At 71.0% G+C, this 12,899-nt stretch carries 11 protein-coding genes; 4 read left to right on the top strand and 7 right to left on the bottom strand.

Features of this window, described 5'->3' with window-relative positions:
- Window positions 1-374: 374 nt before the first annotated feature.
- The 4 genes from PV682_RS41505 (at window position 375) to PV682_RS41485 (ending at window position 4,902) form a co-directional block, all read left to right on the top strand.
- A complete protein-coding gene (locus PV682_RS41505) occupies window positions 375-821 on the top strand; it encodes a hypothetical protein (RefSeq protein WP_319737769.1) in 447 nt (148 codons plus the stop codon).
- Window positions 822-2,133: 1,312 nt separating this feature from the next.
- Complete coding sequence (locus PV682_RS41495; RefSeq protein WP_319737768.1) at window positions 2,134-2,406, top strand: hypothetical protein; 273 nt, start codon at window positions 2,134-2,136, stop codon at window positions 2,404-2,406.
- A gap of 578 nt (window positions 2,407-2,984) precedes the next feature.
- On the top strand, window positions 2,985-4,067 hold the full coding sequence (locus PV682_RS41490; protein ID WP_319737766.1) for a helix-turn-helix transcriptional regulator: 1,083 nt from the start codon (window positions 2,985-2,987) through the stop codon (window positions 4,065-4,067).
- A 76-nt stretch (window positions 4,068-4,143) separates the two neighbouring features.
- Window positions 4,144-4,902 carry a thioesterase II family protein gene (locus tag PV682_RS41485; RefSeq protein WP_319737765.1) on the top strand — a complete coding sequence of 253 codons (759 nt, stop codon included), beginning with the start codon at window positions 4,144-4,146 and terminating at the stop codon, window positions 4,900-4,902.
- Window positions 4,903-4,942: 40 nt separating this feature from the next.
- Here PV682_RS41485 and PV682_RS41480 read toward each other — a convergent pair whose 3' ends face one another.
- The 7 genes from PV682_RS41480 to PV682_RS41450 form a co-directional block, all read right to left on the bottom strand.
- Window positions 4,943-6,229 carry an MFS transporter gene (locus PV682_RS41480; protein WP_319737764.1) on the bottom strand — a complete coding sequence of 429 codons (1,287 nt, stop codon included), beginning with the start codon at window positions 6,227-6,229 and terminating at the stop codon, window positions 4,943-4,945.
- A gap of 65 nt (window positions 6,230-6,294) precedes the next feature.
- Window positions 6,295-7,503 (bottom strand): cytochrome P450, encoded by a 1,209-nt coding sequence (locus PV682_RS41475; protein ID WP_319737763.1) that lies wholly within the window; start codon window positions 7,501-7,503, stop codon window positions 6,295-6,297.
- 22 nt (window positions 7,504-7,525) lie between these two features.
- Entirely contained in the window at window positions 7,526-9,964 is a 2,439-nt protein-coding gene (locus PV682_RS41470) for an aminotransferase class I/II-fold pyridoxal phosphate-dependent enzyme (protein WP_319737762.1), read from the bottom strand.
- Window positions 9,961-10,980, bottom strand: a complete 1,020-nt coding sequence (hppD, locus tag PV682_RS41465) for a 4-hydroxyphenylpyruvate dioxygenase (RefSeq protein ID WP_319737759.1) — start codon at window positions 10,978-10,980, stop codon at window positions 9,961-9,963. Before hppD ends, PV682_RS41470 begins: the two co-directional genes overlap by 4 nt.
- A gap of 35 nt (window positions 10,981-11,015) precedes the next feature.
- Window positions 11,016-11,246, bottom strand: a complete 231-nt coding sequence (locus tag PV682_RS41460; protein WP_319737758.1) for an MbtH family protein — start codon at window positions 11,244-11,246, stop codon at window positions 11,016-11,018.
- A 17-nt stretch (window positions 11,247-11,263) separates the two neighbouring features.
- Window positions 11,264-12,067, bottom strand: coding sequence for a CoA-transferase subunit beta (locus tag PV682_RS41455; RefSeq protein ID WP_319737756.1), 804 nt, complete (start codon window positions 12,065-12,067; stop codon window positions 11,264-11,266).
- Entirely contained in the window at window positions 12,064-12,888 is an 825-nt protein-coding gene (locus PV682_RS41450; RefSeq protein ID WP_319737754.1) for a CoA transferase subunit A, read from the bottom strand. The genes PV682_RS41455 and PV682_RS41450 overlap by 4 nt, the downstream gene beginning before the upstream one ends.
- Window positions 12,889-12,899 lie beyond the last annotated feature (11 nt).

Genomic DNA, 12,899 nt, shown 5'->3' with positions numbered 1-12,899 from the left:
CGGCATCGCCCGACTGCACAACCTCACACTGGCCGGATGACGAAGAAACGAGCAGGTCACCGACCATGTCAGAGATCATTTACGGGACAAGTCTTAGGGGGACAGGGGGCGCACTCACCTCATCAGAAAGGAGGGAACCGGCCTCATCACTTTGGGGGAGGCGACGGAGAAGGCTTTACCGGTGACACTCGATTGCCACCTGGGACACGCTGACAGGAGACGTTCTCGAAGGAATTTCGAAGAAATCTCGTGACTTGTTGAGTCAGGAGGTGTGTGCCCGCGTACTTGTCCCCGAACGCAGGCGCCGCGTTTCGAGAATCCGGCCGGTCGACCAGCGACGGATACCACCCCCTGAACCAGAATGAGGCACGGGTATGTCCAGGGCTCTTCCGAAGTACCGCAAGCGCCGTATCACGATGATCGGCAGCGCAGCCGCCGTCGTGCTTTCCGGGGCGGTGATCGCCGGTACCGCCTTGGCCGGGCAGACGCCCGGATCGAGCGATGAATCCAGCTCCACGAAATCGGCCGCCGCGAACACCGTGAACTGTCCGGACGTCGCGGCCCAGTTCCAGGCTGTCCCCGCTGGGGCGAAGGCACCGGTGGATCGCGATCTGGCGCTTCTGGTGACGCACATTCAGGAGGCGAACAACCGTCTTGCGTCGTCGGCGGGTCAGGGTGGGGCGAACTTTGCGCGGAACGCGATTCTGAACCCGTTCAAGGACAAGCGCGTCGCCGCCATCAGCCGCATCGTGAACGCGGTCGGCGGCACGGCCGGGCAGCGGCAGGTCAACTCCCTCGCCACCTGCACCCTGAACCGGTAAGGAGCCGCCGCAGCACATCGATCAGCACCGTGGCTGCTCGGGTCCGTCCCAGCCCGAGCAGCCATGGTGCTGTCTGGAGGGCGAGGACCTCTCCGCCGGCCGAAGAGGTCCGTTCTCCCCAATGCGTAGGAGGCACCGGCCGATTCCCTGGGCACTCCGGAGGATCTTCCACTCCACTGCGCGTTCCGGCCCCGCCCACCTCGTAGCTTGATGCTTCGATCATGAACGGGCCTGGATGAAACGTGCTCACCCCTGTGGAAAAACTCCGGCTCACCCATGGCGCCGGCCGACCGCCGGCAGGCCGGCTTCCCGCCCGCCGGCAGGCCGGCTTCCCGCCCGCCGCACACCTCGGCACCGGACGTCCCCCGAACGGCTCTCCGTGGAAGAGGTCGCTGCCACCGTGCTTCGGCGTCTCGAAGTCCACGGCCCACCGGCGTTTCCTGAGCTGGTCCGGCGCCGGGCTGTGGAACCGCCTGCATGAAGACCTGCTGCGCCGTCAGGACGTGAGTCTGATCGACGTCTCCCGCCGGATCCCGACTCGGCCCACCTCCGGACCGAGACGGGCGCGAACACCCAGACCCGGGATCCGTGGAGCGCTGCGCAACGGATCCCGCGCTGCGGATCCTGCCGGGAACAGCCGGACTGCCCCTGGTCGACGACGCCCCGGCCCGCCTGACCGTCCACCACCCGACAGGCGAGCACTGCTGCTACCAGGAGTCCGGCGCAGCAGGAGCCGGACCCGAACCGGCCGCAAACGGTGCGGGGACCCGCCCTTGAGCGAGTCGGCGCCATGTCGTCCAGCCTGAGTCCCGGACCCGCCGAGTGTCCGGACGCCCGCACGGCCCGAAGATGTCGTGGCTCACGGGCCCGGACGGCTGCCGGATCGAGTTGGCGGAGTGGCCGTCCGGGCATGGCGACGGCATCGCGGCGGAAGACTTGGCCTGAGCTGTCCCTCAGCGCGGGCCGCGCACCGTCCACGAGTCGGCCCCAGGACGAAGAGGGTTCGTCAGGAGCGCACAGCGGTGGAAGACTGACGCGTATGCGAAGGCGGATGGCACGAGGAGCGGCATCCGGGGTGGGCCTACTGGTGCTGCTGGTCGTCGGCTGCTCGACGTCGGATTCACCGCCACCGGATCCGCCGTCCTCTTCGGCGAGCCGGCCCGCTGCCACCGACGCGACGAACGCGGCCTGCACCCACACCGCACCGGTTCCTTCCGCCTCCGTACCGGCCGCCGTGCGAGCCTTTGACAGGAAGGCCGAGTGGTACGGCGCCGGCGACCTGTGGGTGTCGAAACCCCGTCTTCCGGATGCCATGACCGCACCTGGGTACCGCATGAAGTACGTGTCGATCACCCTCGACGGCCAGGGGCGGGTGACCGATCGCAAGGGCGCCCCGCGGGTCGACGCCGAACGACTGGACGGATCCGGCTCCGTGCGCGGCGGTACCGGTGGATTCGCCACCGCCGAGGGTGGCCGGCACTGGTGGCCGACGGTCATCGGCTTCGGCGGACCCGGCTGCTGGCAGGTGACCGAAACCCTCGGCTCCACCGAGGTCCGGTTCACCATGCACGTCACGCCACGCTGAGCGAGCCCGTGCTCAGGCTGGGGGAGCTGCCGCCGTCGATGATCATTCGCCCCGAGCGATGAGCTGCGTAAGACACCTGATGTCAAAGGATGTTCAAAGTCTCAAGAGCGGGAAGCGTGGCGGGTGGGCAGCTTCCGGCCTGTCAAGCCAGGTGCGCTTCTGCGCGCTGTGATGTGGATCATGGGCGTTCGGTGGGCGAGCGTGCTAGAAACTTCAAGAGTCCAGGCTTTTCTGCCATAACTCCGTTACCCCCCACTTGTTTGAACGGAGATTTAGCGTGCCTTCTTTTCTCCTGTCGGAGATGTCATCCCGCTTATGCCGACCGGCCTCGGCCTTTTCCTGTTTCTCTAACTCTTCAAAATTCAGGACGAGTCGGCATGTCTTTCCCCCCTTTGAGTGACCTCGAGTCGGATGCTTTCCGATGCCTTTCCGTCGGTTCGACCAGCAACGGCTGTGACTTGTATCAACGCTTTCAGCAAGCCGCCTTCGAATGGCGGGAAGGGCGGCCCGAGCGCGGCTTCGACGCGCTGGCCAATCCCCTTCGGAAAGCGTCGAAAGACCCGGCGTGCGACTGCGAGGTGAACTTCAAGATATTCCTCGCCAGCGGATTCGCGCACGTTCGGGAACTGGACCGGGCACGGGAAATCCTGTACCGCCAGGACCTGCCCGACCCGCACGACAGGGAGAGCGACCTGGTGAAATTCATGGCCGCCCGCGCTCTGCTCGCCTACACGAGCGGGGAGACGGAAGTCTCGGCCGTGCTGAGCAGGAGCCTGCTGGAACGCGTCAAACGCCCCTGCCCCGCGTGGCCGGTCGCGCATTTCCTGCTGACACTGATCAGCCTGCGCAGCGGTGACCTGAAGGCCACCTCGTCGTACGTCAAGGAGCTCACCGACGACGCGCTCATGGGGCGCGCCTCCGGCTGGGCGGGCCACACCGCCTGGGCGACCGCGCGCGTACGGGAAGCCACCTACGGCGCCGAGGCCGCCGCACCGCTCGTCGCGGAACTCGTCGGCTTCGGCCCGGTCAGCCGGAGCGTGCTCGTCTCCCACCCCGAAGCCGCGGCCTGGCTGGTGCGGCTGGCGCTGAGGACCGACCAGAAGGCCCTGGCCCGCCAGGGCGCGGAGGCGGCGCAGCGGCTCGCCGTCGCCAACCCGCGGATCCGTTCGCTGCGCGCGGCGGCCTCGCACGCGAAGGGGCTGGAGTCCCGGAATCCGGGCGACCTGTGGCGCGCTGTCGAAACGCACAAGGACTCCTGGGCGCGGGCGTCCGCTCTGGAGGACATCGCGGTGCTGATGCACCAACAGCGGCAGACTGTGGACGACATCGCCCCGGTGCTGGAACGGAGCGGCGACGCCTACCTCGCGGTCGGCGCCTTCCGCGACGTCCAGCGCGTCAAGAACCGGCTGTGGAACCTCGGGGTGCGCAGCCGCGCCACGCGCTGGCCCACTCTCCCCAGCAGCGAGGTGAAGAACCTGACCAGGTCCGAGACCGCGGTCGCCGAACTGGTGGCCCAAGGGCTCACCAACAGCCAGGTCGCCTCCCAGCTCTCCCTCTCCCGCCACACCGTGGCCTTCCACCTGCGGAAGGTGTTTCTCAAGATCGGCGTCACTTCGCGCATAGAACTCGTCCGGGTCTGGGACGACGCCAGCGCCCGCTGAGGAAAACCCGGAAACCCCGGAAACCCCGGAAGACCAGGGAAACCCGGGAAAACGTCGACAAGAAGGAGATGAAGGGATGTCGGCTGTCGAGCCGGAAGACAATGCGTGGATACGGCGGTTCCATCAGGCACCGGAAGCACGGACACGGGTGCTGTGCCTTCCCCACGCGGGCGGATCGGCCAGTTCCTATTACTCGCTGTCCGCCGCCCTGTCGCCCGCGGTGGAGGTCTGCGCCGTGCAGTACCCGGGGCGCGGGGAGCGGATCAACGAGGACCCGGTGAACAGTCTGGAGACGCTGGCCGATCACATCGTCGATGCCCTCGCCCCGCTGCCGGGCCGGCGCCTGGTGCTGTTCGGGCACAGCATGGGAGCGGCGGTCGCCTTCGAGGTCGCCCGGCGCCTCGAAACACGGGGCGACGCGCCCTCGGCTCTCTTCGTCTCCTCGCGGCGTGCCCCGTCACGCCCGCGTGCCGAGCGGTTCCACCTCCTGAGCGACATCGAACTGCTCAAGGAAGTCAGGAGACTCAACGGGACGGATTCCGGGGTTCTCGCCGACGACAGCGTGCTGAGCCTTTTCCTCCCGGCCATCCGCGGCGACTTCACCGCCAGCGAGACGTATTCCTGCCGGCCGGATTCCGCGCTCACCTGCCCCGTCTTCGCTTTCTTCGGCGACCAGGACAGAGACCTGACCTACGACGACCTGGAGGCGTGGCGGGACCACACGACCGGTGATTTCGACCTGACGGTCTTCCCCGGCGGGCACTTCTACCTCGGCGATCAGGTGGCGGCGGTCGCCCAGGCCGTCCTGACGAGGATTCAGCCCGACGGCCGCTGACACCGACGGCGCCGGTCACGGCGGTACGCGGCTCCGCTCCTCACGGGCCTGCCCGGCCGGGCACCCGGGGCGCGGAGCCGGCGTCCGCCGGGGCCGGGAGGGCCGCGACCGCCCGGACGGGGGACAGGAGCAGGGAGCAGCCGGCGACGATGATTCCGGCGGCGCCCAGGACGAGGACCGGCAGCGTGCCGAGCCAGGTGCCGAGCGCCCCGCCGAGGAAGGCCCCGGCGGGTGCCACCCCCATGACCACCATGCGGATCGAGGCGTTCATCCGGCCCTGAAGCCGGTCGGGGGTCAGGGCGGTGCGCAGACTGCGCTGGTTGACGTTGTAGACGATCACGATCACGGAGTTGACGAAGTACACGGCGACGATCATGAAGGGGGCGGCCCGGGAGGGCGCGAGAGCCGTGGCCGGGATCAGCAGCGCGGCCGGACCCGCCAGAAGCAGCGAGCCGACGACCGTACGGCCCGGCCCCAGACGGCGGCTGACCCGGCCGGCGACGAGCGCACCGGCCAGCGCCCCGGCGCCCGACGCGGAGAACACGAGGCCGATGGAGACGGCCGGCAGGTCCAGGGTCCGGGTGAGGAAGAGCAGCAGGACCGGCTCGATGACGAAGGTGAAGAAGTTGAAGACAGTGGTGGCCAGGACGATCCTGCGGATCACGGGATGCCCGAAGGCCGCCCGGACGCCCTCGCGGACCTCCTGGAGCACACCCGGCCGCGCGTCGTGGACCCGCCGCTTCGCCTCCCGGTGCCGGATCCGGACGGTGAACGCTGCGGACAGCAGGTACGCCGCCGAGTTGAACAGCAGCGTCAGCGGCGCCGAGACGAGTTGGAGCACCACTCCGCCCAGCGCGTTGCCGCCGATGCCGGAGGCGGAACTGCTCAGCTCCAGCTTGCTGTTGCCCTCGATCAGCTGATCGCGCCCGACCAGCGAGGGCAGGTACGCGGTGCTGCCGATGTCCGAGACGACGGTGCACGACCCGATGCACAGGGCCACGACGAGGAGCAGGGGCACCGACAGCACGCCGAGGAACCAGGCCACCGGAACGGCCAGGAGCAGACCGGCGCGGACGAGGTCGCTCAGGACCAGCAGGGGCAGCTTGGGCCGGCGGTCCAGCCAGACCCCGGCGGCCAGGCTGATCACCAGGTAGGGCAGGTACTCCATCGCCACGAGCGAGCCCATCTCCAGCGGGGTGGCGTGCAGCGTGCGGCTCGCGATGAGAGGGACGGCGATCGCGGTGATCCGGGCTCCGAAGAGCGACGCCGTCAGCCCGAACCAGAGGTTGCGGAAGTCCGCGTCCCGCCACAGCCCGCCCCGGCGCATCAGCTCACCCCGTCGCGGACCGTGCCCAGTACGTCCGTCACGCCGCCCCGACCCCGCACGGACACTCACTCCGCGACAGGGACCGACGCGCGCGGCTCCAACCGGACCGGCAGCGTACGGAATCCGTTGACGACGATGGAGTCCAGGCGTTCGGCCTCCTCGTACGGGACGAGCCGGTGCACCTGGCCGGTCAGCTCCCGCAGCACGGCCCGGATCTCCAGCTTGGCGAGCTGGACGCCGATGCAGTGGTGGGGCCCGCTGCCGAGCGAGAGGTGCCGGTTGGGCGTCCTGGTCAGGTCGAACCGGTCCGGGTCGGGGAACTCGTCCGCGTCCCGGTTGGCCGAGGGCAGCCACAGCACCACACGGTCACCGCGCCGGATCCGCTGCCCGCCGATCTCCGCGTCCCGGCGCGCGGTGCGCACGAGGTGCGTGGCACTGGCCGTCCAGCGCAGGATCTCGTCCACGGCCGTGGGGATCACCCGGTCGAAGTCGCCTTGGAGCAGGGCCCACTGATCCGGGTGGCCGATCAGCGAGTGGATGCCGCCGGACAGCGCGATCCGGACGTTCTCGGTCCCGCCGACCAGCAGGTTGTCGCAGTTCAGCACCACCTCCTCCAGCGGGAGGAGCCGGCCCTCGAACTCGATCCCGGCGAGCACGCTCACCAGGTCGTCGCCCGGCCGTTCGCGCCGCTTGAGCGCGAGGGAACTGAAGTACTCGAGGATCTCCAGATGCGCGATGCTGCGCTCGACCGCGCTCGTCGCGCAGAACGCGTCCATCGACCAGCCGGTCACCGCCGCCCGGTCGCCGGCCGGGATGTCGAAGAACGTCCACACCACGTCCAGCGGAAGCCGCGCCGCGACCTCGGTGACGAAGTCGACCCGGGACGCCGACACCGCCTCGGACACGATGGCGCGCGCGGCGGTCTCCATCGACTCGGTCAGCAGCCGGAGATTGCGCGGCGCGAACCACCCGGCGACCGCGGAACGCAGCGTGGCGTGCCGCGCGTCGTCGGACAGCGCGAGCGTCTTGTCGCTGCCCGGGTCGTCGCCCTGCGCCACCGGCCGCAGCAGGATCCCGGACGACGACGTGAAGGTGTCCGCGTCCCGGAGGACCGCCTTGATGTCGGCGTACCGCGTCAGCGACCAGACCGGGCCGAACTCCCCGGCGTCATGCGCGAGAACCGGGGCGTTCTCGCGCATCCACCGCCAGACCTCGAAGGGGTTCCCGGCCCGGTAGGTCGCGCCGTCCACGAGCGAGCTGATGTCGTGTTCCATGTCCATTTCCATGCGAGGGCCCTCATGTTCGCGAAGCGGCTGGAGCGGCGCACTGCGACGTGATGAAGCGCGCCAGACGGGAGATCCCTTCGGCGATGTCCGGCGGCGAGAGGTAACTCACCGAGAGCCGCAGCGCGTTCTCCCCGCCGCCGTCCGGATAGAAGTAGGACATGGGCGTCCAGATGACCCCGAACTCCTCGGCGGAGCGGGCCAGGGCCGCTTCGTCGGCGGTGAAGGGCACCGTGACGGTGAGGAAGAAACCGCCCGTGGGCCTGTTCCAGCCGACGCCGAGCGCGGTCCGCTCCGGCGCGGGGAAGGCCGCGTCGAGCCGCTCCAGCACGGTCCGCATCGCCTCGCCGTAATGGGCCGCCGCCTCCACGCCGTGCTCCGTGGCACGGCCGTCGGCGGAGAGCAGCATGCCCGCGACGACGGCCTGCGTGACCGGTGACGTGTTCACCGTCACCATGCTCTTGAGCTTGGCGAGTTCGTCCGCCAGCAGCACCCGCGCACCCGTCGTCTCGTCCACGACGGTCTGGTCCGCGACGGCGAAGCCGACCCGGGCTCCCGGGAAGAGGGTCTTGGCCAGCGAACCCAGGTGCACGACCCGCCGGTCGCGGTCGAGGGACTTGAGGGTCGGCAGCCGCTCGCCGGGGCTCACCAGCCGGTAGGGGCTGTCCTCCAGGAGCAGGAAGTCCTCGCCGGCCGCGAGGTCGAGGAGTTCCCGTCGCGTGGCCAGGGGCAGGGTCGCCCCGGACGGGTTGGCGTGGTCGGGCACCAGGTAGAAGGCGCGCGGCCGGCGCCCCCGCGCCCGCTCCCGGCGCACGGCCGCCCGCACGTCGGCGCAGCGCAGCCCCTGCGGGCCCTCGGGGACCGCGGTCACCTCGGCGTCCAGCAGCCGCGCCGCGCCGGTGGCGCCGACGTAGCAGGGGCTGGAGACGAGCAGGACGTCCTGCGGGCCCGAGATCAGGGCGCGGATCGCCAGGAGCAGCGCCTCCTGGCAGCCGACGGTCACGACGACGGATGCCGCCGGGACGTCGATGCCCTCGTGCTCACGCAGCCAGTCGGCGATCACCTCGCGGATCTGGCCGGCCGTCGGACCGTACTGGAAGAGGGACGAGCGCACCTGGTCGGGGGAGGCGCCGGCGGCCTCCAGGTGGTCGAGGTAGCGGCGCAGGTTCTTGAAGACGTCCTCGGTGTCGAAGAAGCCGTCGTAGGGACGGCCCGGAGCGAACGAGACGGCCGCCGGGTAGCGGTCGGTGATCTCGTTGAGGAAGGTCATCGTGTCGAGCAGCGGGTCCCGCAGACTGCCGTGCAGGTCCGCCTTGCGCAGGTCGTGGGCGGGGAGCGGGGCCGGGGCGGACGGGCGCGGCGGCGTGGCCGGGGGCCGCGGGCCGAGGAGGGCGGGCGCCACGTCGTCGGCCGAGGGCGTGCCGGTGAGGACCATCGCGTCCGCCAGCTCGCCCGCCAGGATGTCCAGCACATGCTGGGCGCCGACCTCCCGCGCCACGGCCAGGCCGTGCAGGACGGGCCGGCCCACCAGCACCCCGTCGGCCCCGGACGCCAGAGCCGCCAGGACGTCCGTCCCCCGGCGCACCCCGCTGTCCAGCAGCACCGGACAGGCACCCGCGACCGCCGCCGCGACCTCGGGCAGCACCTCCAGGGTGGCCGGCGCGCCGTCCAGCTGGCGTCCGCCGTGGTTGGACACCACGATGCCGGCCGCCCCCGAGGACAGCGCCAGCCGTGCGTCGGACGCCGTGAGAACCCCCTTGACCAGCACCGGAAGTGAACTGACGCCGCGCAGCCACTCGACGACCGACCAGTCGAGGGCGGGCGCGAACTCGGCGCGCGCGTGGTCGCCGGGGGAGGAGTACTCGCCGTCGGGAAGGTTGACGGGCCCGATGTCCTTCGGGAGCCGGAAGCGGTTGCGCAGGTCCCGGTGGCGGCTGCCCAGGATGGGGGCGTCGACGGTCAGGACCAGGGCCTCGAAGCCGGCGCTCTCGGCGCGTGCGACGAGGTCCCGGGTCAGGGAGCGGTCCCGGAAGCAGTACACCTGGAGCCACAGCGGGCCGCCGGCCGCCGCCTCGATGTCCTCGAAGGTGCGGCTCGCGAACGTGCTCACCACCAGGGGCACCCCGGCGGCCCCGGCGGCCCGCGCCGTCGCGACCTCGCCGGCCGGGTGGACCAGCCGGTGGTAGGCCATGGGGGCGACGGCCAGCGGGGTGCGCCAGGTACGGCCGAGGACCGTGGCCGTGAGGGAGGGGCGGTCCGTGCCGGACAGCGCCCGGGGGAACAACCGGACCCGGTCGAAGGCCGCCCGGTTGGCGGCGAGGGTGCGTTCCTCGCCCGCGCCTCCCTCGATGAAGTCCCAGACACTGCCCGGCAGCATCGTGCGGGCCCGCCCGGCGTAGTCGGTCAGGGTGAGCATGTCCACGGCCGCGGCACGGCCGGCGGGGCCGGTCACGAGGCGGCGAGCCGGTCGCGCTCGACGGCCTCGTACAGGGCTCGGATGTTCGCGCTGCCGAACCCCCGCGAGCCCTGACGCTGGATCAGCTCGAAGAAGAGGGTGTTGCGTTCGAACGGCGACTTGGTGAACAGCTGCATCAGATGCCCCCACTCGTCACTGTCGGCGAGCACCTGGGCGTCCCGCAGGTCCTCGATCCGGTCCGCGAGGTCGGGCAGGCGCGCGCTCAGCATGTCGTAGTAGCTGTCCGGCGTGCTCAGGAAGTCCGCGCCCCCGCCCCGCAGCCCGCGTACGGCGGAGACGATGTCGTCGACGAGGAACGCCAGATGCTGCACGCCGGGACCCCCGTTGCGGTCCAGGAAGGCGTCGAGCTGGCCGGAGCCCTTGTCGGGGTCGGGCGCGACCAGGGTGAAGGTGACGTTCTCCGACGCGCCGCGCACCACGACGGAGTCCATGGCCTGCCCGCCGAGCGCCACGTACTCGGCCGAATAGCGCGTGAAGGCGAAGGCGTCCCGGTAGAAGTCGGCGTACTCGCCGAGCCGGCCGCCCTCCACACAGACCGCTATGTGGTCCAGCAGCCGGACGGGCCGCGGCGAGGGCGGGGCGGCGGCCTCGACGGGCACCCAGCGGCCGGTGGGCGGCATCCGGCCGGGGTCGCCCTCGGTAAGCGGCAGCAGGGTGTGCCGTACGTCCCCGAACCCCGACACGACCGGCGCGCCGTAGGGCGAGCCGAGGCCGGTCGCCCCGGCGGCCACCGCGCGCTCGACGGCAGCCGGGACGTCGTCGCAGGTCAGGGCGATGTCCGCGATGCCGTCGCCGTGCCGGTCCAGGAAGTCCCGCACCGCCGGTCCCGACGTCACGGCGAGCCGCAGGCCGCCCTGGAGCAGCAAGGTGGAGGAACGGCCGGCGTCCTGGGACTCCGCGACCCGCGCGAATCCCAGGCCGGTGAAGTAGTCGATCGTGGACGCGCGGTCCTGTGTGTAGAGGTCGAGATAGGCGATGCCGTGCACAGTCATGGGGGGTCTCCGTACGTGGTGGGGGGCCGCGACCGCTACCGGTCGCCCTCGCCGGCCGCGCTCATGGCGCGGACGAGGCTCGCGGGGCGCATGTCGGTCCACTCGCGCTCGATGTGGTCCAGGCAGGCGGCGCGGGGGGCCGGGCCGTGCGCGGTGTGCCAGCCCGCCGGGACGTCGGCGAAGGCGGGCCACAGCGAGTGCTGGTTCTCGTCGTTGACCAGGACGAGGAACGTGCCGTCCTCGTCGTCGAAGGGGTTGTCGGCCACAGGGTTTCCTTCTCTCTTCAGGGTTTCGCGGCGCTGCCGCGTGCCGGCTCGCCGGCGTTCTTCAGGGCGCGCAGCGCGGTGAGTTCCTCGGGGGTGGGCGGTTCGGTGACGCCCAGGGGGTCGGCGACGCGCAGGTCCCAGCCCGTCGCGGCCCGTACCTGGTCCGCCGTCACCCCGGGATGCACCTCGGTGAGGACGAGCTCCGCCGTCGCCGGATCCGGCCGCAGGACGCCCAGGTCGGTGATGACGGCGACCGGCCCGGCGCCGGGCAGACCGAACCGCTCGCGGTCACCGGGCCCCGAGCCGTGCCCGAAGGTGGTCACGAAGTCCGCCTTCGCCACGAAGTTGCGGAGGGTGTGCCGCACCACGATCAGGACACCGCCGCAGTGCGCGGCGATCTCGGGCGCGCCGCCGGCACCGGGCAGGCGTTTCTCGGGCAGGCCGGGACCGCGGTCCACGACGGTGCTGTTGATGTTGGCGAACCGGTCCACCTGAGCGGCGCCCAGGAAACCGATGTCGATACGGCGGCCCTGGATCCAGTAGTTGAACATCTCCGGCATCGGGATCACCAGGTCGGCGGTCTCCGCGAGTTCGCCGTCGGCGATGGACAGCGGCAGCCGGCTGGGCTTGGAGCCGATGACGCCCGACTCGTAGATCACGACGAGGTCCGGATGGTACGTGCGGCGCGCGAGGTTGGCCGCCGTGCTGGGGATGCCGACGCCCGCCAGACAGGTCCTGGCCCCGGCCAGCGCCCGGGCGGCGCAGACCTCCATCAGCTCGTCCCCGGTGACGGCGAGCCCGTCGGTGGATGTCGCGGTCATCGGGCGGTGGCCCCCTCCGTGCGCAGGATGTTCTCCTCGACCCAGCTCCCGAAGACCTCCCGGTCCCGGGACACCTCGCTCCACGCCCGGTAGTAGTCGTTGTCGCGGCTGCTGTACCCGGCGGCGTACGACGGGTGGGCGCCGCCGGGGACGACCGCGACGGCGTCGACGACCCAGGCGGGCAGGGTGACCGCGCCCGGCAGCGGGGTGAGGCGGTCCACCAGCTCCTCCACCGTGACCAGCACCCGGTCCGCCGCGAGGACCGCCTCCTTCTGCACCCCGAGCAGACCCCAGAGCTGGACGTTGCCGGCCCGGTCGGCCCGCTGGGCGTGGATGACGGTGACATCCGGGTTGAGGGCGGCGACCGCGGTCAGCTCCTCGCCGGTGAACGGGCAGACGACGGGGGCGACGGAGCCGGTGCGTGCGGCGATGTCGTTGCCCCGGTAACCGCGCAGGACGGCGAACGGCAGCCGCGAGGCGCCCGCCACATACCGGTTGACCATGCCGGCGTGGCTGTGCTCGTCCAGCTCCAGCGGGCGCGGCCAGCCGTTCTCCACCGCGTCGCGCAGCCGGTGCAGCGAGCCCACACCGGGACTGCCGCCCCAGGAGAAGACGAGCTTGCGGGCCGCCCCCACGCCGATGAGCTGGTCGTACAGGAGGTCCGGGGTCATCCGCACCAGCGTGAGGTCGGTGATGCCCTGGCGGATGATCTCGTGCGCCGCGCGGAAGGGGATCAGATGCGTGAAGCCCTCCAGGGCGACGGTGTCGCCGTCGTGGATCAGCTTGGCCACGGCGTCGCTCAGATCGTGGATCTCAGACATGGTCCTCGCTC

It is taken from the genome of Streptomyces niveiscabiei (genome assembly GCF_033794345.1).
GTDB classification, from domain to species: Bacteria; Actinomycetota; Actinomycetes; order Streptomycetales; family Streptomycetaceae; genus Streptomyces; species Streptomyces niveiscabiei.
Note: the sequence above shows the minus strand (reverse complement) of the source record. Positions and strands in the feature narration are given on the sequence as shown.

What these genes read in the sequence shown, in the direction of transcription:
- PV682_RS41505 (WP_319737769.1), top strand. Translation starts at nt 375, where the DNA reads ATGTCCAGGGCTCTTCCGAAGTACCGCAAGCGCCGTATCACGATGATC.
- PV682_RS41495 (WP_319737768.1), top strand. Translation starts at nt 2,134, where the DNA reads ATGACCGCACCTGGGTACCGCATGAAGTACGTGTCGATCACCCTCGAC.
- PV682_RS41485 (WP_319737765.1), top strand. Translation starts at nt 4,144, where the DNA reads ATGTCGGCTGTCGAGCCGGAAGACAATGCGTGGATACGGCGGTTCCAT.
- PV682_RS41480 (WP_319737764.1), bottom strand. Translation starts at nt 6,229, where the DNA reads ATGCGCCGGGGCGGGCTGTGGCGGGACGCGGACTTCCGCAACCTCTGG.
- PV682_RS41475 (WP_319737763.1), bottom strand. Translation starts at nt 7,503, where the DNA reads ATGGAACACGACATCAGCTCGCTCGTGGACGGCGCGACCTACCGGGCC.
- hppD (WP_319737759.1), bottom strand. Translation starts at nt 10,980, where the DNA reads ATGACTGTGCACGGCATCGCCTATCTCGACCTCTACACACAGGACCGC.
- PV682_RS41455 (WP_319737756.1), bottom strand. Translation starts at nt 12,067, where the DNA reads ATGACCGCGACATCCACCGACGGGCTCGCCGTCACCGGGGACGAGCTG.
- PV682_RS41450 (WP_319737754.1), bottom strand. Translation starts at nt 12,888, where the DNA reads ATGTCTGAGATCCACGATCTGAGCGACGCCGTGGCCAAGCTGATCCAC.